The sequence below is a fragment of the Aminicella lysinilytica genome, from assembly GCF_004362975.1.
GTDB classification, from domain to species: Bacteria; Bacillota; Clostridia; order Peptostreptococcales; family Anaerovoracaceae; genus Aminicella; species Aminicella lysinilytica.
Map to the genome: position 1 here is coordinate 1 of NZ_SNXO01000013.1, position 21,016 is coordinate 21,016.

At 46.5% G+C, this 21,016-nt stretch carries 18 protein-coding genes; 13 read left to right on the forward strand and 5 right to left on the reverse strand.

Annotation, left to right across the window (positions count from 1 at the left end):
• Positions 1-476 precede the first annotated feature (476 nt).
• Positions 477-1,775: an RNA-binding domain-containing protein gene (locus EV211_RS04600; protein ID WP_133528247.1), complete on the forward strand. Its 1,299-nt coding sequence runs from the start codon at positions 477-479 to the stop codon at positions 1,773-1,775.
• Between the two features lie 195 nt (positions 1,776-1,970).
• Complete coding sequence (locus EV211_RS04605) at positions 1,971-2,927, forward strand: DMT family transporter (protein WP_133528248.1); 957 nt, start codon at positions 1,971-1,973, stop codon at positions 2,925-2,927.
• 126 nt (positions 2,928-3,053) lie between these two features.
• Here the strand turns inward: EV211_RS04605 and EV211_RS04610 are convergent, their stop codons facing one another.
• Both EV211_RS04610 and EV211_RS04615 read right to left on the reverse strand, forming a co-directional pair.
• On the reverse strand, positions 3,054-4,532 hold the full coding sequence (locus tag EV211_RS04610; RefSeq protein ID WP_133528249.1) for an amino acid permease: 1,479 nt from the start codon (positions 4,530-4,532) through the stop codon (positions 3,054-3,056).
• 200 nt (positions 4,533-4,732) lie between these two features.
• Positions 4,733-5,614 (reverse strand): LysR family transcriptional regulator, encoded by an 882-nt coding sequence (locus tag EV211_RS04615; protein WP_133528250.1) that lies wholly within the window; start codon positions 5,612-5,614, stop codon positions 4,733-4,735.
• A gap of 191 nt (positions 5,615-5,805) precedes the next feature.
• On the opposite strand from EV211_RS04615, the gene EV211_RS04620 reads away from it, so the two are divergent.
• Positions 5,806-7,197, forward strand: a complete 1,392-nt coding sequence (locus EV211_RS04620) for an ATP-binding protein (RefSeq protein ID WP_133528251.1) — start codon at positions 5,806-5,808, stop codon at positions 7,195-7,197.
• Here the strand turns inward: EV211_RS04620 and EV211_RS04625 are convergent.
• A complete protein-coding gene (locus tag EV211_RS04625; protein ID WP_133528252.1) occupies positions 7,184-7,867 on the reverse strand; it encodes a hypothetical protein in 684 nt (227 codons plus the stop codon). The two genes, EV211_RS04620 and EV211_RS04625, sit on opposite strands and share 14 nt — an antisense overlap.
• A gap of 134 nt (positions 7,868-8,001) precedes the next feature.
• Between EV211_RS04625 and EV211_RS04630 the strand changes: the two genes are divergently transcribed.
• Positions 8,002-9,012: a lysine exporter LysO family protein gene (locus EV211_RS04630; protein ID WP_133528253.1), complete on the forward strand. Its 1,011-nt coding sequence runs from the start codon at positions 8,002-8,004 to the stop codon at positions 9,010-9,012.
• Between the two features lie 24 nt (positions 9,013-9,036).
• Here EV211_RS04630 and EV211_RS04635 read toward each other — a convergent pair whose 3' ends face one another.
• Positions 9,037-9,816 carry a CorA family divalent cation transporter gene (locus EV211_RS04635; RefSeq protein ID WP_133528254.1) on the reverse strand — a complete coding sequence of 260 codons (780 nt, stop codon included), beginning with the start codon at positions 9,814-9,816 and terminating at the stop codon, positions 9,037-9,039.
• Between the two features lie 114 nt (positions 9,817-9,930).
• Here EV211_RS04635 and EV211_RS04640 point away from each other — a divergent pair, with 114 nt between their 5' ends.
• From EV211_RS04640 to EV211_RS04680, 9 genes are all read left to right on the forward strand, one after another.
• Positions 9,931-10,938 (forward strand): lysine exporter LysO family protein, encoded by a 1,008-nt coding sequence (locus tag EV211_RS04640; protein ID WP_133528255.1) that lies wholly within the window; start codon positions 9,931-9,933, stop codon positions 10,936-10,938.
• 13 nt (positions 10,939-10,951) lie between these two features.
• Entirely contained in the window at positions 10,952-11,761 is an 810-nt protein-coding gene (locus EV211_RS04645) for an AAA family ATPase (RefSeq protein ID WP_133528256.1), read from the forward strand.
• 3 nt (positions 11,762-11,764) lie between these two features.
• Positions 11,765-12,955, forward strand: a complete 1,191-nt coding sequence (locus EV211_RS04650; protein WP_133528257.1) for a vWA domain-containing protein — start codon at positions 11,765-11,767, stop codon at positions 12,953-12,955.
• Between the two features lie 18 nt (positions 12,956-12,973).
• Positions 12,974-13,759, forward strand: coding sequence for a MerR family transcriptional regulator (locus EV211_RS04655; RefSeq protein WP_133528258.1), 786 nt, complete (start codon positions 12,974-12,976; stop codon positions 13,757-13,759).
• Between the two features lie 114 nt (positions 13,760-13,873).
• The gene (locus EV211_RS04660; protein ID WP_166635372.1) at positions 13,874-15,235 is read left to right on the forward strand and encodes a Sapep family Mn(2+)-dependent dipeptidase; all 1,362 of its coding nucleotides are present in this window, start codon (positions 13,874-13,876) and stop codon (positions 15,233-15,235) included.
• Positions 15,236-15,290: 55 nt separating this feature from the next.
• On the forward strand, positions 15,291-16,667 hold the full coding sequence (locus tag EV211_RS04665; RefSeq protein WP_133528260.1) for a Na+/H+ antiporter NhaC family protein: 1,377 nt from the start codon (positions 15,291-15,293) through the stop codon (positions 16,665-16,667).
• A gap of 280 nt (positions 16,668-16,947) precedes the next feature.
• Entirely contained in the window at positions 16,948-17,367 is a 420-nt protein-coding gene (locus tag EV211_RS04670) for a hypothetical protein (protein ID WP_133528261.1), read from the forward strand.
• A gap of 11 nt (positions 17,368-17,378) precedes the next feature.
• Positions 17,379-19,166 (forward strand): N-acetylmuramoyl-L-alanine amidase, encoded by a 1,788-nt coding sequence (locus EV211_RS04675; RefSeq protein ID WP_133528262.1) that lies wholly within the window; start codon positions 17,379-17,381, stop codon positions 19,164-19,166.
• Positions 19,167-19,292: 126 nt separating this feature from the next.
• Complete coding sequence (locus tag EV211_RS04680) at positions 19,293-20,135, forward strand: sialidase family protein (RefSeq protein ID WP_133528263.1); 843 nt, start codon at positions 19,293-19,295, stop codon at positions 20,133-20,135.
• A 72-nt stretch (positions 20,136-20,207) separates the two neighbouring features.
• Here the strand turns inward: EV211_RS04680 and lexA are convergent, their stop codons facing one another.
• Positions 20,208-20,855, reverse strand: coding sequence for a transcriptional repressor LexA (gene lexA / locus EV211_RS04685; protein ID WP_133528264.1), 648 nt, complete (start codon positions 20,853-20,855; stop codon positions 20,208-20,210).
• Between the last annotated feature and the right edge of the window lie 161 nt (positions 20,856-21,016).

The following is a 21,016-nucleotide window of genomic DNA, read 5'->3' on the forward strand; positions in this document are numbered from 1 at the left end:
GAATGAAGGAAACACTAGGTTATTTGAGCCCGGTAGAATACAGGCGTTCTCTTGGATTAGCTGCATAGGCAGTCCAAGAAAATGTCCGCACCCCCCATTGATCCCGGCATCTTTAATATTGAGCAGTTTTATGATATCATTGTTCATACAGTTATTCTCCTTTCATAGATGAAATGTTTGTACATCCATGATAAAAGGAGAAGGCTAAAAGGGCAACCGGCATATTTGCTGGCTGCCCTTTAAAACTAGATTTGCCCCCAACTCCAGCCCCCAAAAAGTTTGTAAGACTATTCCATATCATTCCAGTTTGTGGAATTTATTTTGCCCCCAAATAACTTTGGATACCCGGGGCGGCTCCTTTTATCGTTGGCGTATTCGGCATAGGCTATTGACATATCCGTTCTTATACATTAGAATATATAAGAACAGATAAGAATGTATAAGAACGAGGCAAGTGTGACAATGGAGGTGTTGAAATGAATATGACAGAAGGTTCGACCATTGAATTTAAAAGGATATATGTAAATGATATAGCGAAGACAGCCGTTGCTTTTGCAAATACAAAGGGCGGCAGGATATACATAGGAATCGAAGATGACGGCACAGTCGCAGGAATAGACGATGCGGATGATGTAATGCTAAAGTGTACTAATAATCTACGTGATTCCATCAAGCCGGACATTACGTTGTTTTCAGAATGCCGGATGGAAAATATAGAAGGAAAAGATGTTATTGTACTGGAAATACAGAAGGGTACTGCCTCTCCCTATTATATAGCATCCAAGGGTATTCGACCGGAAGGCGTGTTTGTACGGCAGGGATCCTCTAATGTACCGGCAACCGAAACTGCCATCCTGAAAATGATCAAAGAAACGGATGGAGACGAATATGAAGATGTTAGGTCTCTTGATCAGAATCTGACTTTCCTGGAAGCGGTAAAGGTATTTGATAATGAGAATATCCCATTCGGGCTGACTCAGCAGAAAACTCTTGGTATTATTAATACTGACGGTGTCTACAGTAATCTTGGGCTTTTGATCTCTGATCAGTGCGTTCATACGATCAAAGTTGCAGTTTTTGAGGGAACAGAGAAGCTTGTTTTCAAGGATCGCACTGAGTTTACCGGATCACTATTAAAACAGTTATCCGACGTATTTGAAATGCTGGGGCGTTACAATAGAACACATTCGGAATTCGGAGGGTTGTACCGTGTCGACACTCGCGATTATCCCATTGAAGCGATTCGTGAAGTTCTGCTTAATGCATTGGTGCATCGCGATTATTCCTTCAGTGGCAGTATACTTATAAGCATTTTCGACGATAGAATAGAAGTCGTATCACTGGGTGGCCTTGTAAAGGGCATAACATATGACGATATTATGCTTGGCGCATCGATACCGAGAAACAAGAAGCTGGCCAATCTTTTCTATCGCCTGAAACTGATCGAGGCATATGGGACAGGAATGCCGAAAATCATCAGCTGTTACAAGGAATGCTATACCAAACCCATGATGGAAGTATCCGATAATGCCTTTAAAATCACGCTTCCCAATATGAATTTAGCAGGGAAAGAAATAATGACAGGATCTTTGACTGTAAAAGAAAAGGCGTGCTATGAACTATTCAAAGGGGAACGAGAATTAACACGCAAACAGGTGGAATCATCCCTGACTGTGTCGCAGCCCTTTGCTGTTAAGATTTTAAATGGGCTGGTTGACAAGAATTTGATAGATCGTGTAGGAAAAGGTAAGAATACACGATACGAGTTGAAATGAGCTTATCCTGATGTTGCAGAACTTGAAGCCCACTTTTGTTGGCAGCCTGAACATAAGCTATTTCAACGCTTTACCGAGGCAAATGGACTGGCAATGTATAATGGTTCATAAATTGTTTTTATACTGAAATAATAATTATTTGTGTTATATTCATATAGGTAATCAAGACACAAATAAAAATATTGAGGTGTAAAAATGAAGAAGTCAGTAATAGTTTATATAGTTATGACAGCGTTTTTCTTCAGTACTATGAACGTAGCTCTGAAGATCGCGGGAGCGGATATCGATCCATTGGAATTGACATACATCAGATTCCTTATCGGAGGTCTCATACTCTTGCCGCTGGGCATCATGGAACTCAGAAAGAATCATGTCAGGCTGAATCTGAGAGACCTGGGCTACCTGCTGATACTGGGCATCATATGCATACCGGTCAGCATGTTGTTCTTCCAGTACAGTTGCAATCACATGAACGCATCCACTTCAGCAGTGTTATTCTGCATCAATCCGCTGTTCACGATGCTATTTGCATGCACTATGTCCAACGAGATATTCACAAGCAGGAGACTTGTTGCAGTGGTAGTCTCACTGGCAGGCTTTGTATTCATGGTACAGCCTTGGAACATGCAGGCAGGTAATACTTTGAGCGGCGCATTGTCAATGCTGCTGGCAGCTATATTCTTCAGCTTATACAGCGTACTGGGCAAAAAGAACATCAAACGCATCGGCACATTTGCACAGACCAGTCTGGCGTTCATATTTGGATCTCTTGTACTGATGGTCATAGTAATGGTCACGGGACGTCCGCTTGTGGCAGGCGTTGCGGATAACCTGCCGGCAGTCCTTTACGTAGGCATTGCAGTTACAGGCATCGGATACCTAGCTTACTTCCTGGCAATTAAGAACAGCGATGCTACTACAGCTTCTATCGCATTCTTCCTGAAGCCGGCCATCGCTCCTATAGTAGCAGTGATAGTTATGGGAGACGTGCTCCTGTGGAATTCATTCGTCGGAATCGGATTGATCCTTGTAGCTTCATTCCTGAACATGAGGGAGAGCAAGAGATGCGCTGAATTAAAGGCTAAGGGCGAACCTGTCAAGGCTCTTATCGGAAATGATATAAACAGTAAAGAAGAAAAGGGAGTCGCTTAAGGGCTTCACTACTGACACCATATTAAAAAGGCCGTCGTTCAGTTAAGAGCGGCGGTCTTATTATGGGTAAACGCATTTATTATGGGAAATTGATCGTAAATTAATAATTAACTTTTATATCTACATTTAGTTAGCTTTCTTTTCCTTGACATTTCCTGTATCAGGCGTCAGGTCGATATCCTTCAGAGGTATCATGTGATCGTGATGTTTCAATCTCCAACCTACGAATAATACTATGAACAGAACCAGACCTATGTATGCTGTCATGAAGCCCTTGATAGAATAATCGCCATATGCGAAGAATTGTCCGCATATTACGAAGGCACACATGAGCATGCATATCATTGGGCCCACAGGGAATCCCTTTGCCATATACTTAAGCTCGCTGGTAGAATGACCCTGCAGGATGAAAGCTCTTCTGAACCTGTAGTGATCAAGGCCAATGCCGAACCATGTAATGAATCCGGAAATACCGATAGTGTTTACCATCCACAGATATAACTGACCTTCGCCAACGAAAGATCCGAAGAACGAAAGTACTCCGAATACTGTGGTGAATATCAGTGCTACATACGGGACTCCGCGTTTGTTGGTCTTGGCAAAGGCTCTTGGGATCTTGTCCTCAGTTGCCATTGCGTATAGAGTACGTGAACCTGCATATATGGCGGAATTACCTGCAGACAATACGGAAGTCAGTATTACTGCATTCATTAGAGAGGCTGCGAATGCAATGCCGGCTCTCTTGAATACCAGAGTGAACGGGCTGACAGAAACGTTTTCTACGCCGCCGTTAAGCAGGTTCGGATCCGTATATGGAATCAGTAACGATATAACGATTATAGATCCTATGTAGAACAGAAGTATTCTGTAGAATATAGCCTTTACAGCTTTTGGAACAGCGTGCTCCGGGTCTTTCGCTTCGCCGGACATGATACCTATCAGTTCCGTGCCCTGGAAGGAGAAGCCGGCTATCAGGAAGACTGAAATACAGCCCCATGCGCCGTGAGGGAAAGCCCCGCTCCCTACATGCCAGTTTGAAAATCCCGGCGATGCCTGGCCGCCCATGATTCCGAATATCAGTAAGACACCCGTTATCAGGAATACCACTATAGTTACTACTTTGATCCCGGCAAACCAGAATTCCGCTTCACCGAAGGATCCTACAGAGAACCAATTCAATAAGAATAAGAAAATAATAAATCCAAGACTCCAGAAGAGTGAGTTGGCATGGGGAAACCAGAACCTTAAAACCAGCGTTGCCGCTTCCAGTTCGCAGGCTATGGTTACAGCCCAGTTGAACCAGTAATTCAGTCCCATTGCAAATCCGAAGGACGGACTTACGAACCTGGTCGAATAAGTTTCAAATGCTCCGGATACCGGCATATATGTCGACATCTCTCCTAAGCTTGTCATTGAAAAGTAAATCATGACACTTACAAGACAGTAAGCCAGAATGATTCCTCCGGCACCGCCTTCGCTCAGTGAGCCGCCGGTACCTACGAACAATCCGGTACCTATGGCGCCGCCGATCGCTATCATGTTTATATGACGGACCTTCAGCCCTCGCTCGAGAGCCTCGCCCTCGTTGTTATTTTTGTTAGACATTTTATTACGCCACCTCCTACGATACAATCCCTTAATAACGCCTTCATTGTACACCCGGGAGAGCCCTATACCAACGACAAAAAGAGCCGTATATATCAATTGGTATACGGCCGAATAATTATAATATGCCTGCGCATAATATAGGCAAATTGTTATGTGAAAGGGTGACAATTAATGGATTCATAATAGGTCAACAAAAGTTAACCTGCGGTGTTATAGAGTCTGGAGGTTTTCGCGAAGCGGTCGACTGTATAGGAAAAGAAGTCGCTCTTGCGGGGGCTTTCATCGACCCTGAAGCCTTTCCTGAGATACAACTTCCAGGCAAGATCCATATCCTGGATATCCAGGAGTTTTATGGCGCTGGCATCGGGAATACCCCAGGTGCCGGCGAGCCAGAAGGCCGCGCCTATGCCTGCGCCTACAAGCTTTTTCACTTCGTTGATATCGCTGGTGCGATAAGCCACTTCCGGTTCGAAACCTTCAGAAAGACAATAACTTTCGGTAATATATGAAAACTGTCTGCTATCGTCCACAGCGATGAAATTTTCCTCACGCATGTCGATCAGGTCGATGAGATTATCACTGCTGCAGACATAATCTGCCGGTACAGCCAGGCGTATCTTTTCTGAAGACAACACCTGCGCCGGATACTGATGACATCCATCATCTATGGCAGTTATCTCCATATCCCAGTCGTCGACGCTTTCATCCTGAAACAGGTTCATAACAGTGTCAGGATGTTGCTTCTTATAGTCGCTTATGATGTCGATGATCGGATACTGACCTGCGAGTATGTTAATATTGACAGTCCTGTTCTGCAGTTCATTTTCATTACCGAGGATATACGGCATTTCATCCAGTTTCCTGACAAGAGGAGCCACCTCAGAATAGAAGAGCTTGCCCATTTCGCTGAGCCTGATATTGCGTCCGACTCTGATGAAAAGCTTGACGCCTAATTCCTCATTCAAGCGCCTGATAGCCTGGCTCAAAGCTGGCTGAGCCACGTGAATAGCTTCTGCTGCCTTAGTCATACTCTGGGATTTAGCCACCGCCACGAAATACTGTAATCTTAAAATGTCCATTTATACTCTCCGTAGAAAATCAATTTCAAATCAATTATAGACCTATTTATGAAATAATCAATCGGTTTCTTCAACAATGGGAGTGGATGTGTCAGTAAATGAAGATTTAGTCAATCGTGATTTAGTCAATTGTACTTGACTAAATCTGCCATGGGTGCTAATATATGAACATAGTCACAGGAGGAAAGAGTATGTTTATAGGTAGAAATCACGAGATCGATGTTCTAGAAAGAGCATATGAGTCTGATAAATTTGAATTCACCGTCATATACGGTCGCAGACGTGTCGGCAAAACGGCACTGATCAATAATTTCATCCAGGAGAAAAGGGCCATATATTTTATGGGTGTAGAGAGTAATGCCAAGCAGAATCTAGAAAACCTGAGCAGGAGTATTTATGATTACAGTTCGGATATGGAAATGGATTCTACATTTGCGTCTTTCCAGGCTGCTATTGAATATGTTTTCAGGTTAGCAGAGAAAGAACGAATCATACTGGCCATCGATGAGTACCCTTATGTGGCCCGGTCATCCAAAAGTCTGGCGTCCACATTGCAAATGCTTATAGACAAATATAAAGACAGATCCAAATTGATGTTGATACTCTGCGGTTCGTCTATGTCATATATGGAGGATAAGGTACTCGCATATAAAGCACCGCTTTACGGTAGACGTACGTCACAGATCAAACTGCTGCCCTTTGATTTCTATGAGACCTGCAAGTGCTTCGAGCATTTTTCAGATATAGATAAGGCTCTTGCTTACGGCGCCACAGGCGGAACGCCCCAGTACATTTTGCAGTTCAATGATAGACTGAGTTTCGAAGACAATATCAAGAAGACATTCCTTGATCCGACATCTTTCCTATATGAGGAGCCTGTAAATCTTCTGAAACAGGAAGTTAGAGAATCATCGGTATACAATGCCATCGTATCGGCAGTTGCTATGGGTGCTACTCATATGGCTGAGATTTCAAGCAAGGCAGGAGAGACTACCAGCGTATGTTCTACATATATGAAAAACCTTTTGTCTCTTGGTATAATAAAGAGGGAGACTCCTTATGGTGAAAAGTCCAGCAGGAAATCGATATATTCCATCGAAGACAATATGTTCAGATTCTGGTTCCGCTTTGTCCCTGTGAATAATTCAATCATAGTCCGCGGCGCTGCAGACCTGGCATACAGCCGCATCGAACCCCATATTTCAGAGTATATGGGGCAGGTATTTGAAGACATTAGTAAACAGTATCTGTGGAGATTGCTTATTGACCATAAGTGCCCTATAGAGTTCAAGAGTCTTGGCCGATGGTGGGGCAATGACCCGCGCACACGCAAGCAAACAGAGTTAGACATTATGGGTGAGCAGGACAGGACGGCCGCCGTATTTGGCGAATGTAAATGGACTAATGAAAAGGTTGACATAGGGGTCTTAGTCACGCTTGTCAGTCGAAGCGAGCTCTTCCCATATAACAAAAAGCAGCTTTATCTGTTTTCCAAGGCGGGCTTTACAAAAGGCTGCATAGACAAGGCGGCGGAGCTGGGGAATGTGACACTGGTGACATACGAGGATATTATTTCTTCGTGATATTGCAGAATTTGCATCCGCCTTTGGCACCTTGGCAGGTGACGCAGGCTGCAGGGGCATCCAACTGGAAATCGTGAAAGGCAAACATAATAGAAGCGCAGGACTTCTGAGGTATCAGAAGGCCTCCATCGTTGACCTGGATACCGATGTCATCGGCCCTGAGGATATCCGCCAGTTTCCGGGTGTTCTCTACAGGTATGCCGAAATAGCCGGGACCGAATTCCGGTGACAGAGTGAGACCTGAACCGATTCCCGAATCGATAAGAGATTTGACATATTCAGAGGCTGCCTCCACATAACTGGTTCCCCAGATGTCCGCATAGACATAGCCCATCATATCTGAATCGCTGTCGATGGAGTATTCTCCGGCAGTAAGGGTAAAGGCATATACTTCAGAGACAGCATCTTCAGGGATTCCTTCGAATATATTGCAGGAGATGGGCCCGTCCCCGAGGTCCACAATACCATCGGCGAATGTATCTGCCCCGAAGCTCCCGATTATAGCCGGAAATTCACGGCCTTCATATTCCTGAGACCAGACGGCCCGAGCCGTAGCCATCATCCGCCTGTCCTTCTCTTTGGACAAGTCAAAACCGCAGGCTTTAATAAAGATACTTTCCGCCTGTCTGTGCAGTTCCTGTTCTGTTATTCTAAGGATTTTCTTTTTCATAATAAGTAATTATACCATAAAGAACGGTAATGGGAAATGCATTGAAATAATATATAGTTTTGGTAGACTTATGACCTGCCAGCCTATATAATAAAAGGATAGTTAACGTTTGATTCCGGAGGGAGTATCGGTTTATGAGTGATATTGTGCTGTATTTGGGTATCACAATCGTCGGTTATATCATTGGTTCTAAATTAAGAAATATTAAGGATAAACTAACGTGGACGGGTAAAGTGCAGACTGTTGCCATTACCCTTCTTGTTTTTGTTATGGGTCTGCGTATAGGCGCTAATAAGGAAGTAGTAGACAAGCTGGATTCCATAGGCCTCTACGCCTTCGCATTTACTGTGGTCGTCATGATAACTACGGTGATCGCCATCACCATCGCCAGAAAGATCCTGGGCATCGACAGGTACGGCCTTATGAAGGATCCAACTGCTAATATGGATATCAGCGAAGAAAGCGCTGAGGTAGATGAAATAGAGAACATCAGCGTCGGCGGCATTACTGCCACCAAACCGAGGAAAATCGACCCCATGACCATCATCATAGTTATTTCTGTGACCCTGGGTATTTTGGCCGGAGTTTTTATCTTTGGGAAGATCGTCAGCGATTTCGATGTGTTCAATAACTATTGCAGCCTTGCTATCAAGATAGGCCTTTGCACATTGCTGATATTCGTAGGTATGGATCTGGGCCTTGACGGGAAAATAGTTGAGAACTTCAGAAAAGTCGGCATAAGGATCATGGCAATTCCGGGAGCGGCCATCATCGGCACTCTGGCGGGTTCTGCTCTATGCATGCTGTTCCTGCCACTGTCCATGAGAGAAAGCCTGGCTATAGGCGCGGGCTTCGGCTGGTATTCACTGGCACCGGGAATCATCATGGACAAAGGTTTCCTTATGGCGGGCGCCATTTCATTCATGCATAATGTAATGCGCGAGCTTCTCGCTATTATCAGTATACCTTTTGTCGCCAAGCATGTTGGCTATGTGGAATGCTGCGGACTTCCGGGAGCGTCGGCTATGGATGTGTGCCTGCCTATCGTAGAGCAGGCTACAAGCAGCAACACGGCCGTGTACTCCTTCGTGTCCGGCGTGACTTTGTCAATAGCGGTACCTATTATGGTTCCCCTGATCATATAGAAAATGCAATCAAAAAGTGGCTCGTCAGAACCACTTTTTCTTTTTGAAAAATATTATCATTATCACTAAGACTGCGACACTTAGCCCGATGACATAGGCATAGCCGAAAGCCCAGCCGAACTCCGGCATCTTCAGGTTCATCCCGAACCAGCCGGTGATCAGGGTCAGCGGCAGGAAAACCGTAGTGACCACTGTGAAGATCTTCATGATGTTGTTTTGTTCAATGTCGATCTGCGACTGATAGGCCTCACGGACCTGCTCCACATATTCCTGTAGGTGCATGTTGAACTCCAGCAGTCTGTCGAACTTCTTGTCTATGAAGTTGAAGGAACTGTTCAGCTCCGCCAGTTCGTCAGTGAGGAATTCCATCTGCTCATAGTAGCGCTTGTTGTGGAGGACTTCCTTGCGGATCGTTACGATGCGGTTGCTGCCTTCCTTGTTAGGGTGACCTGTTGTCAGCAGATCGTCCTCTAGCTTGGATATTCTGTTTTCAAGTGCTTCCAGGCCGTAGACATCCTCAGAAGTCAGAGCCAGGAAGAACTCGAACATTTCCATGATACCGCTTTCTTCATCGATATTTGCGGCATAGCTCAGGATCTTCTCGTCGTCGGTGGCTAGTTTACAGCGCTGGTCGTCTGCATAGATCCATACCTTAGTATGCCTTACAGAATGGAAGGACATAAGGTACTTGTTTTCACCGATAGGAAGCACATAATTTCTGGCTTTTTCTATATGCGCCACAGTTTTCTCTTTCAGATATTTATATAGTTCGCTGACCTGTTCAGGTCCATAGGTTTCAATCATTTGTCTACCTCGAAAAGTTTAACTTTATCTTATCAAAAATCATATACTTTCGATGGACTTATGTCAAGGTTAAAGATATAATGGAAATAAGTCGTTTAACGAGTAGGAGGGGAAATGAAATACGTAGTACTATATCTTGGCACTATGCTCATTGGTTACGCTATTGGCGGCAAGAGAAGAGGCAAGGCGTCCAATGACACATTAGTAAATCTGTTATTGCTCATCAGCGTTTCGATCCTGGTGTTTATGATGGGCGCCAGAATGGGCGCAAACCAGGAAGTCGTAGATAATATCGGAAGCATCGGATGGATATCCCTGCTGATAACTGTGGCCCTTTGGATAGGGGCTATAATTGCTATTACCTGCGCCAGGAAAATCATGGGCATCGACAAGTGGGGATACATCGGCGGAAGCGATACTCCTGAAGAGGACTGCGCCGCAGATGAACTGGAAGCCAGGGTTGTATCTACTGAGGAAAACGCAGGCGATAATGATATAATGACCAAGGCTATCCTGGTCTGCATCGCTGCGGGCATTCTGGTTGGATTCTTCTACATCAGGAAGGAACTGACTCAGGAACAGATAGCCAGCTTTTACAATATCACCGGGTACCTGCTGACTATATTCCTCTGCATGATGGTATTCGTTATCGGATACGGCATGGGATTGTCGGGCACTATTGTTGAAGAACTCAAGGGCATCGGTGCCAGAGTTTTCGCCATACCGGCGGCAGTCATCATCGGCACCACCGTAGTAGCCATAATAATAGGCTTTGTGCTGCCACAGATAAACGTGAGAGAATCCCTGGCCATCAGCTACGGCTTCGGATGGTACACCTACGCGCCTGTTGCCATAGCCAACGCAGGCCACGAGATCGCCGGCGCCATTTCATTTCTGCATAACGTCATACGCGAGCTGGGAGGCCTGGTGCTGATACCTTTGCTGGCGAAGAGAGTCGGATACATTGAAGTCACAGGTCTGCCGGGAATAGCCGCCATGGACATCTGCCTGCCTATAATACAGCGGGCCACCCGTGAGGAAATAATAGCCTATGCCTTTGCAGTGGGCTTTATAGAAGAGATCGCAACGACGGTCCTGGTGCCAATAATAATCGGCGCCTGATAAGGAGAAATAGATGAAGAAATTTAAGGGAAGCGATGATTACGTCGCATCTAATGAGTTAATGAACGCGGTCAACGTGTCTATCGCACTTGAAAAACCGCTTTTGATCAAAGGTGAGCCGGGCACGGGGAAAACCATGCTGGCTCAGTCTATAGCCGAGGCTCTCGACATGCCCCTCATCGTCTGGGGCATCAAGTCTACGACTAAGGCCCAGGAAGGGCTGTATGTTTACGACACGGTCCAGAGACTTTACGACAGCCAGTTCGGCGAAGGCGATGTAGCTGACATAAGCAAGTACATCAAGCTTGGCAAACTGGGCGAGGCCTTCACTTCAGATGAGCAGGTGGTACTTCTCATAGACGAGATCGACAAGGCCGACCTGGAATTCCCAAACGACCTTTTGTGGGAACTGGACAGGATGGAATTCTACATCAACGAGACCAAGGAGACCATAAGCACCAAGCACAGGCCTATTGTCATCATTACTTCAAACGCAGAGAAAGAACTGCCCGACGCATTCCTGCGCCGCTGCATTTTCCACTATATAGATTTTCCGACGGAAGACAAGATGCTTGAGATCATCAGGGTCCACTTCGGTGACATCGATAAGAAGCTGGTAAAGGAAGCTATGAAGGCCTTCTACGACATCAGAGACATGCGGGAGATCCAGAAGAAGCCAAGCACCTCAGAGCTCCTTGACTGGCTCCAGGCTTTGCAGATCAGCGGCATCGACGTGAGCCGCATCGCAGACGAGATACCATATATAGGCGTGCTCCTGAAGAAAAATCAGGATATCGACATAGTGAAAAGTTACAGGAGATAGCCTATGTTTACGCAATTTTTTTACCTGTTGCGGGGCCACGGTCTGGACATTTCTCTGGACGAGTGGCTATGCCTTATGGACGCTCTGGACAAAGGGCTGGCGGGCAACTCCCTCATAGAGTTTTATTATCTGTGCCGCAATGTGCTGGTAAAGACCGAGACCGATTATGACAAGTTTGACATGGCCTTCGCTGAGTATTTTCAGGGTATCGAATCAGTCGACGACATACCGGAGGAACTCTGGAACTGGCTGTCTGAGGGCGAGCGGGAGCGCGACCTTGAGGACATGCCGGCCTGGGCCAAAGAGCACGACCTGGAGAAACTGCGTCAGATGTTTGCGGAGCGCCTCGAGGAACAAAAAGAAAAGCATGACGGCGGTAATTACTGGATAGGCACCGGCGGTACTTCGCCTATGGGCCACGGCGGTTACAATCCGGCCGGGATCAGAGTCGGCGGTTACAGCAGGCACAAAAGCGCCATTCAGGTGGCCGGCGAGCGGAATTTCCGTGACTTCCGTCAGGATAATGAACTTGACATCAGACAGTTCCAGATGGCTTTCCGCAAGCTTAGACAGTTTTCCACCAGAGTGGACACAGCCAAGACTGAACTGGACATAGACGAGACCATAGACGCCACCTGCGAAAACGCCGGCATGCTGAAGCTTGTCTATGAAAAACCGCGGAAAAACACAGTGAAACTTTTGTTGCTCATGGATTCAGACGGATCCATGACCAGGTACAGTCAGCTATGCAGTCAGCTGTTCCAGGCAGTCAACCAATCTACCCACCTGAAGGACCTGAAGACCTATTACTTTCACAATTGCATCTACGATTACCTGTTCACAGGGCCTGAATGCCAGGACGGCAAATGGGTGGAGACCGACTGGGTCTTCGGAAATCTGGATAGCAGCTACAAGGTCATAGTTGTAGGAGATGCGGCTATGTCGCCATATGAACTGACGGCCCGGGGAGGAAATCTTGACTGGTATGCTTTCAATCAGGATCCGGGACTTTTATGGCTGGAGAGGGTGACTCGCCGCTATAAGAAGACCATCTGGCTGAATCCTATTAAGGAGAATCGCTGGAGGCTGGCTTGGGGAAGCCGGACCATCGCCATGATCGCCAATGTTTTCCCTATGTACGAGCTGACTTTGGACGGCCTGGATAAGGGGATCAAGAAACTATTGTCTAATTGATATGCGGGAGGTGCTGATATGCGCTTGACTGTTGGGGAAATAAGCAAGGCTCTGGGAATATCCAACGAGTCCATCAGATATTATGTGGACGCGGGGTTGATTACTCCTGAGAAAAACATTCAGAACAACTACTGGGAATACTCGTCAGACGATCTGATCAGGCTGACTGATATTCTGTTCTACAGAAGCATGGGTCTCAATGTCAGGGAAATCAAGGCTATAATGGACGGTTTGCCTCTGGAGAATCTGGGTGATGTTATCGATGAACGTAAGAGCGCCCTTATCAAGGATATCCATCAGTCTATGGAGGCCCTCTGGAATCTCAATGACTGGCATGAGAGATATAAGACGGAAATGGATCTTCTGGGTAAGTACACCATCGGCGATATGCCGGTAGGGTTCCGTCGTGACAGTACTTATGAAGAGGCCACTCATATGGCCAAATATATCGAGGACTGCTTCGATCTGGATAAAGAAGACTGGGGAGATGTGTCTATCTCTTTCTATTACAATACGGCGGATCAAGACCCGAAACTACAACGATATCTGTCCATAGAACATTCCATCAAGATAAATCCATCCAATACCAATGAGACCAGTATAGAAGAGAAAGCCGAGCATTGTCTCATTACTGAAGTTCACTTCAGCGATAATGTCATGGAGATGATACAGCCAATAATCGATTACGCCTCGGAAGCGGGATATAAACTTACCGGCGTTTTCTACGGCAGGGAGAACACCAATTATTTTGCCGGCGGCAAGAGGCTGGGTCTATACCGGGTCTATGCTCCTATAGAAAATTAAATTTCAGAAAATTGAATAATTATCATTGACCTCGTGGTGACCACGAGGTTTATTATTTATATATGGAAAGCTATACATTATTACGGTTAAGCAAATATGAAGAGGGTGATATGTATGTCTAATGATGAACTGATCGAGTATATGGTTAAACATCTGGGAGATATTGAGAAGAATCTCCGGGGATTCATAGCCATACCAAGCGTATCAGACGACAAGGAGCAGGTGGACAGAGCTTTAGACTACGCCTTGGATCTGGGCACCAGGCTGGGCTTTGATTCACGGGCTGTCTGCAATCACCAGGTAGGCCTTATTGAGATCGGCCAAGGCCCTGAGACTGTAGGCATACTGGCTCATGTAGACGTAGTGCCTCCCGGGGACCGGGAGGATTGGAACACTGAACCCTTTGTTATGACCAAAAGGAAAGGGAGGCTGTACGGCCGGGGAACCTTGGACGACAAAGGACCGGTAGTTGTCTGCCTCTACGCCATGAAGGCATTGCTTGACAGCGGCGAGCCCATGCATAAGAAGATCCAGATGATCCTCGGCACTCAGGAGGAGGTAGACTGGGTGGACATGGACGAATACGTGAAGAAGTACCCACTGCCAGACTACGGGTTTACCCCCGACGGAGAGTTTCCCCTTTGTAACATCGAAAAGGGAATCATCGATTGCAACATGATTTTCAAGCTGGACGAAAAACGCCCTGCCAACGGTTGGTATCTGACAAAGGTCGATGCAGGAGTCATGGACAACGCCGTCCCTGGCAAGGCCAAGGCCATGGTGGAAAAGTTTGACCAGGGCAATTCCATGTGGAGCAGGGAAATCGTAACTACGGGCAAAGCCGTCCATTCATGCCAGCCGGAAAAGGGAGACAATGCTTTGTTCCACCTGGCAGATACTGTGGAACAGGAAGGTCTGTGTGAGAACAGGCTTTACGACATCCTTATTATGCTGAGAGATAAGTTCGGCGATATCTACGGGAAGGCATTGGGCCTTTACAGCGACGGTGAGACCTACAAGGGTGAGTTTGTTCACAGAAATGCATTCTCTGTGACAAGGACCTTCATTAAAGGCAATCAGCTTTCTGCTCACGTCAATGTGCGGTTTGCTTACGGCACTGAGGCTGATGAGATCCTCAGCGTTCTTGAAGAACTGGCGGCAGAGTACAATGGAAGAATAGAGGATATCTGCACGCTACCGGCAGTATTCGTAAGTGCTGCCAGGCCTTTCATTAAAGAATTCGGTGACGCATATGAAGAGGGTACCGGCCGCAAGCACGAATGTGTTCTGGCCTACGGCGGTTCCTACGCCAAGGCCATGCCGAACATCGTTTCCTGGGGACCGATCTTCCCGGGCGATGAGGACACCTGCCACGAGGACAACGAATACTGGTCAGAAGCCAGCCTTCTGGGCAACGCCAAAGTTTTCGCCCTGGCCCTGTACAAGGTGGTCATGTCTGAAAAAAGTTACAAGTAGAAGTTAATGAGTTAGTATTATTAGTTATTATCTTAAATCGAAAGGAAGTGATTTTATGAGTTTTGGATTTTGGGCCCTCATACCGGTCATAGTTATACTGGTCCTGGCGCTCATTACGAAGGACACATTTATTTCCCTGTTTCTCGGCGTTGTAGTGGGATTCGTCATGATAGCACAGGGCAATCCGGTAATGGCATTCAATAAGTTCATCGATGCGCTGTACACGGTCATGTGCGATTCCAATACTGCTTGGGTGCTGATGATATGCGCCTTGTTCAGCTCCGTGATTTTCCTGATCACCGAGTCCGGCGGCGTACTTGGATTCTCCAACCTGGCTGAGAAAGTGCTGAAGACCAGAAAGCAGACCATGATAGGAACATGGATCCTGGGTCTCATTGTATTCGTAGACGATTATCTGAACTGCCTGGCCGTTGGCGCCGCAGTAAGAAAGATCGCCGACAGACAGAAAATCTCCAGAGAGATGATCGCCTTCATTGTCAACGCTACAGGCGTTACTATGTGTGCTATCGTACCGTTCTCATCCTGGTCGGCATTTATGGGCGGGCTTATGCAAAAGGCTGACATGCTGGGCGGACTCAGCGTTACAGGAGCTTACATCCACACCATTCCATATGTTATCTATGGCTGGCTGGCTATAATCGTAGTGCCTCTGATTTGCCTGAAAGTCATCCCTCTCTTCGGGCCTATGAAGAAGGCCGAACAAAGAGCAATGGAGACGGGCGAGGTCCAGTCTCCTGAGGCAAAGGCTCTCCATGGCGAACTTCCTGATGAAGAACTGAAGTTCAAGGACAAAAAGTGTCGCGCAGTGAATTTCCTCCTGCCGATCCTGGTTATTGCTATAGTTGCTGTATGGCGTGATGATCTGCTTATTGGTGTGTTCGCGGGTCTGCTGGCTTGTCTGATAATGTATCTGCCGCAGAGACTTATGAATATCAATCAGTATTTCAACGGCATACTTCAGGGCATTACGGATATGTGTTCCATGCTCGTGATCATCATCATGTCTTATGTGCTCATAGAAGTGAACAATCAGTTGGGCCTGGTCGATACCATAGTGGGAGCAGCACTTAAGACAGTCAATCCGGCACTGCTTCCTGTAACTATCTTCGTAGTTATCGGACTGTTGTCATTTGCTTCAGGAACCTTCTGGGGACTTGCAGCAATTGCATTCCCAATCGTAGGGCCACTGGGCGCAGCTCTGGGAGTGAGCCCGTTCCTCTGCGCCGGCGCTGTAATATCTGCAGTCGCCTTCGGAGGACAGATCTGTATGTATTCTGATACAGTAATGCTGACATCATCATCCACACAGATCACCAACGCCGAGTACCTGAGAACATCAGGGCCGCTGGTGGTAATACCGTTTGTACTGGCTGTCATTGGATTCACTATTGTAGGATTCGTAGCAGCATAATCGATTGTAAGACTTGGCCAGAAGCGCTCCGCTTATTGGAAGCGCTCCGCACTTCTGCCGGCCAGTTTATTGGAATCAGGATCGTGGGTGCTGACCTTTGGTTAGCACCCACGATTTTTCTTGGCGTTAGTGTGGTTTCCAAACAGACCAAGGCCCATATACGCAGATCCGCATCAACCTCAATTACCTGAAGCTCGAGAAAAGGTGGCATAACTATGTGATTTCCTGTATAATACATGTATGAGATAGTTGTTGGATTAAAGATCGTGAGGTAACAACCATGAAGAGAGTATTGATAGTGATCCTGCTGGTCATCGCGTTGGCAGTTGCAGGCGTTGTGTGCTATAAAGTTCTGAATGATTCACAGGAACAGGGGAAGGATAACACCGGCACCACCCAGACTGAGGAGAAACAGGATGTCAATGAGGATACTGATAAGGACAAGGACGAAGACGCAGATGATAAGTATGCAGATTTCGACGACCTGAAAGCAGGTCAGAAGAATGTCACAGTCAAGGGCAAGATAGAGAGCATTGCTGAGACTCCGTGCCTTCTGGTAGATAATGATGAGGATGACATACTCATTTTAGAAAATGTCACAGAGGTATCAACAGGTTCAACGGTCATCGTTACGGGAGATATAACCAGCGGCGATGGCGATAAACTTGGGATTTCAGTCGATTCAATGAAAAAACAGTAAGGAGAATCCTCGTGTCAATAACAAGGAAAAGTAAAATATTTCTGTCATTGGTACTTTCAGCTGCAATGATAATTGCGTTCATGCCTGAAAGCACCTTCGCTGCATCATATTACCCCAGCAAGATAACTTCGGTCAAGGCGTCATCGGCCTCCAACGGAGGTATTACCATACGCTGGGCTAAGAAATCCGGAGTCACAGGCTACAGGGTTTACCGTGCCACTTCGGCCGCCGGGAAGTATACCAGGATCAAGGAACTGTCGGGGAGTTCCAGTATTTCCTACACTAATGTGAGCATCACTGCAGGCGTACGGTATTATTACAAAGTTCGGGCTTATAAGACGGTAAGCGGCAAGCGTTATTATGGCAAGACATACTCTTCTGTAGTATCCGCCAAAAGCTCCGTATCTTTGGCTACGCCTAAATTGACAGGCGCTCAGTACAGCGCCACATGCAATAAACTGACCTGGGACAAGGTCAGCGGCGCCAGTGGATACAGGGTGTATGTTCTGGAAGAAAGCGGATCTTATACAAGACTGGCCACTGTTACATCAACATCATATTCGGATACGAAGGCTGTTACGGCAGTGAAGTATAGTTATAGGGTAAGGGCTTATCGGACTATCAAGGGTACAAATACCTATAGCAAGATGTCTAATCTTGCTGAAGTGACCACTAAGGTGTCGATAGCCAGACCTGTAGCCACTGCCGCCCAGAAGGATGCAGTCAGCAATAGCATAACATGGGCGACTGTGAAAAACGCCTATAAATACACTATAGCCAGGGCAGCGTCTGAAGACGGGGATTATGATACCCTTGGCACAAGCACCACTACATCTTTTGTCGATGATACAGCCAAGTCGCGGGTCACATACTATTACAAAGTCGCTGCCTATGCCAAGGTCAAAGGCACAGTCTATAAAAGCTATTATTCCAAGGCCGCGTCAGTAACGACCAAGGATATCGAGGCGCCGGTCATTGCGGTCAGCCAATACAAGGTGGGATATAACAAAGTCACCTGGGGCAATGTGGTAGGCGCAGTGAAGTACAGGGTCTACAGAGCTACGTCTGCATCGGGGAAATACAGCTTGCTGAAGGAGTATGATGCAGGCTCTCTGGCGTCGGCCAAGTACGCTACGCCGGGCAAGACATACTATTATAAGGTCAGAGCCAAAGCAGAAGATTACTATAGCGGCTACTCACAAGTAGTGTCAGTCAAGACCATGAAAGCTGAAACAGGTCTCTATGTTTACCTGGCCTGCGGTCATGGGACGCAGACAGACGGTTCATGGGACCCTGGGTGTGTGTACGGAAAATACACTGAGGCGGCGCTGATGCTGCCAATAACCAAGGCAATGACAAGCGCTATGCGCAGAAGCGGCGTTCATGTATATACCGACTCTGATAAAAATAACAATTTGAACATGATAAAAAGCGTCGCCTTGTCTAACAGTCACAGTAATATCAAGGCTTATGTGGATATCCATTGCGATTATTCGGGAGCGAAAAGTGGTACAATGCCTTTATATTATTCGTCTTCGGGCAAGGTACTGGCTACTGCTCTCAACGATGCAGTCACAGGTGATGCATCTCTTGGAATTGGCACTAACGGAGTTACCAGAAGGACAGATCTATACGCTTTGAAAGCAACCAATGCGGTGGCATGCATCTTTGAGACAGGCGCTATCAAAGCTGACCTGGCTGTTCTGTCCGGCAAATCCAAGGCATACGGCGAGGCTCTCGCCAGAGGGCTTTGTGCTTACCTGGGCGTGGACTATTATGCGGCCTCATCGGTGAATTAGCCATCAAAAAAAGCTTGCATAATTATTATAAAAAAATTATAATATAGTTACTAAACGGTTAGTAACTATATTTTTTTAAAGATTTCGAGTTTTAAATCCTCGGTATCATGAAAGTTGTGGAAGTCGATGATAAAGACCAATGATAAGAAGAAAGGATTCACCCTAGCGGAGTTGTTAGTTGTAGTGGCCATAATCGCTGTGCTGGTTGCCGTTTCTATACCTATATTCACATCTCAATTAGACAAGGCCAGAGCCTCAACGGATGCGGCCAATGTCCGCTCGGCCAAAGGCGCCGCCACGACGGATTATCTGAGCAATGGATATGAAGGCACAACAGTGACATACTATTACGATGCCGCCAACGGGAAGGTCACCACGGATCTTACAGCGGCCAAAGCCTTCGATGTTTATGGGAAGTCCACCAAGGATATCGACCTGGATAAGGCCACGGGAATCCCTAAAGATCAGATCGTTTCTATCACGATTTCAGAAAGCGGTACTACAGCCGCCTGGGCACTGGGCAAAAGCACCAGCGGCGATGCTACGGGCGATAGCGAAGACAACGATACGGTTGCTGCGTTGAAGAAACTGGCGGGATTGACTTGGGACGATATTAAGGCTGCAGTTACAGGGGATAGCGGAGCGTCATTGGCGCATGGCACATTAGTCAAAGATGGCGATAAAATATACCTTGTATTTGGCTATCAAAATAATTATGGAAAGAAGGAAGCGACATCAATGGCGGATTTAGTAGCTAAATATCCTCAATTTATTGAAGAAGTGACAAACTCTACACCGGTGATATCCGAATCAAGTATGAAAAGCGGGAGCAATGCAGGTATAACAATAAAAGGTGGATCTATCACATACTATGACGGCGTGTATTATTCAGCAGCTCAGGATATCATATATGGAAATGGTGAGAAGGAAGACCCAACGCAAACAGGCAGATGGTTCCAAATCAAATAGCTATGATTACATTAGAACATAAAACAGAGGCTATTGCATCAAGCAATGGCCTCATTATTATGCAAAGCTATATTAACTGAAATACCTGAACACGCCTTTGACCTTGCCCTGGATGCTCACATCCTGGACGATGATCGGGCTCATGGTGTCGTTCTCCGGTTGCAGTCTGATATGATCCTTCTCCTTGAAGAATGTCTTCACTGTGGCCTCGCTCTCAAAGCCGTCGATCATGGCAACTACTATGTCTCCGTTATTGGCGGTGTTCTGCTGCTCGACTAAAATCAGGTCCCCGTCCATAATTCCTACATTGACCATAGATTCGCCACGTACACGAAGCATGAAGCAGGTACCCTTGGCGTACTGAACAGGAACAGGGAAGGTGCCCTCCAGATTTTCCTCAGCGGTAATAGGCGTTCCGGCAGCGACGCGACCTACAACAGGGATGTCAACAACATTCTCCCTGTCTGCCATTTCAGCAGTGCCTGCCACCGTAGCCTTCTTTCCGTCTCTATTTACGAGAACCAAAGCTCTTGGCTTGGATGGGTCCTTCTTCAGGTATCCCTTCTTGACCAGGTCGTCGATATCCTTATGAGCAGTAGATGTGGACTTGATGCCCACAGCGCTGCAGATTTCCCTCACTGTTGGGGGATATCCCTTGACGCTGATTTCCTCTTTCATGAAATCAAGTATTTTCTGTTCTCTGGCCTTCAGGTCACTCATTTCAATACCTCCAATTACCCGTAAACTTATGTTTATCTGATTATACCACAGCATGAACAAAATGTAAACATCTGTTCGCAATTATATAATATATTTTGTGCGGCATCAGGAGCAACTCTGCAGAATATTTTGTGCGAGGATGATCCCGGACCGCGGCGATT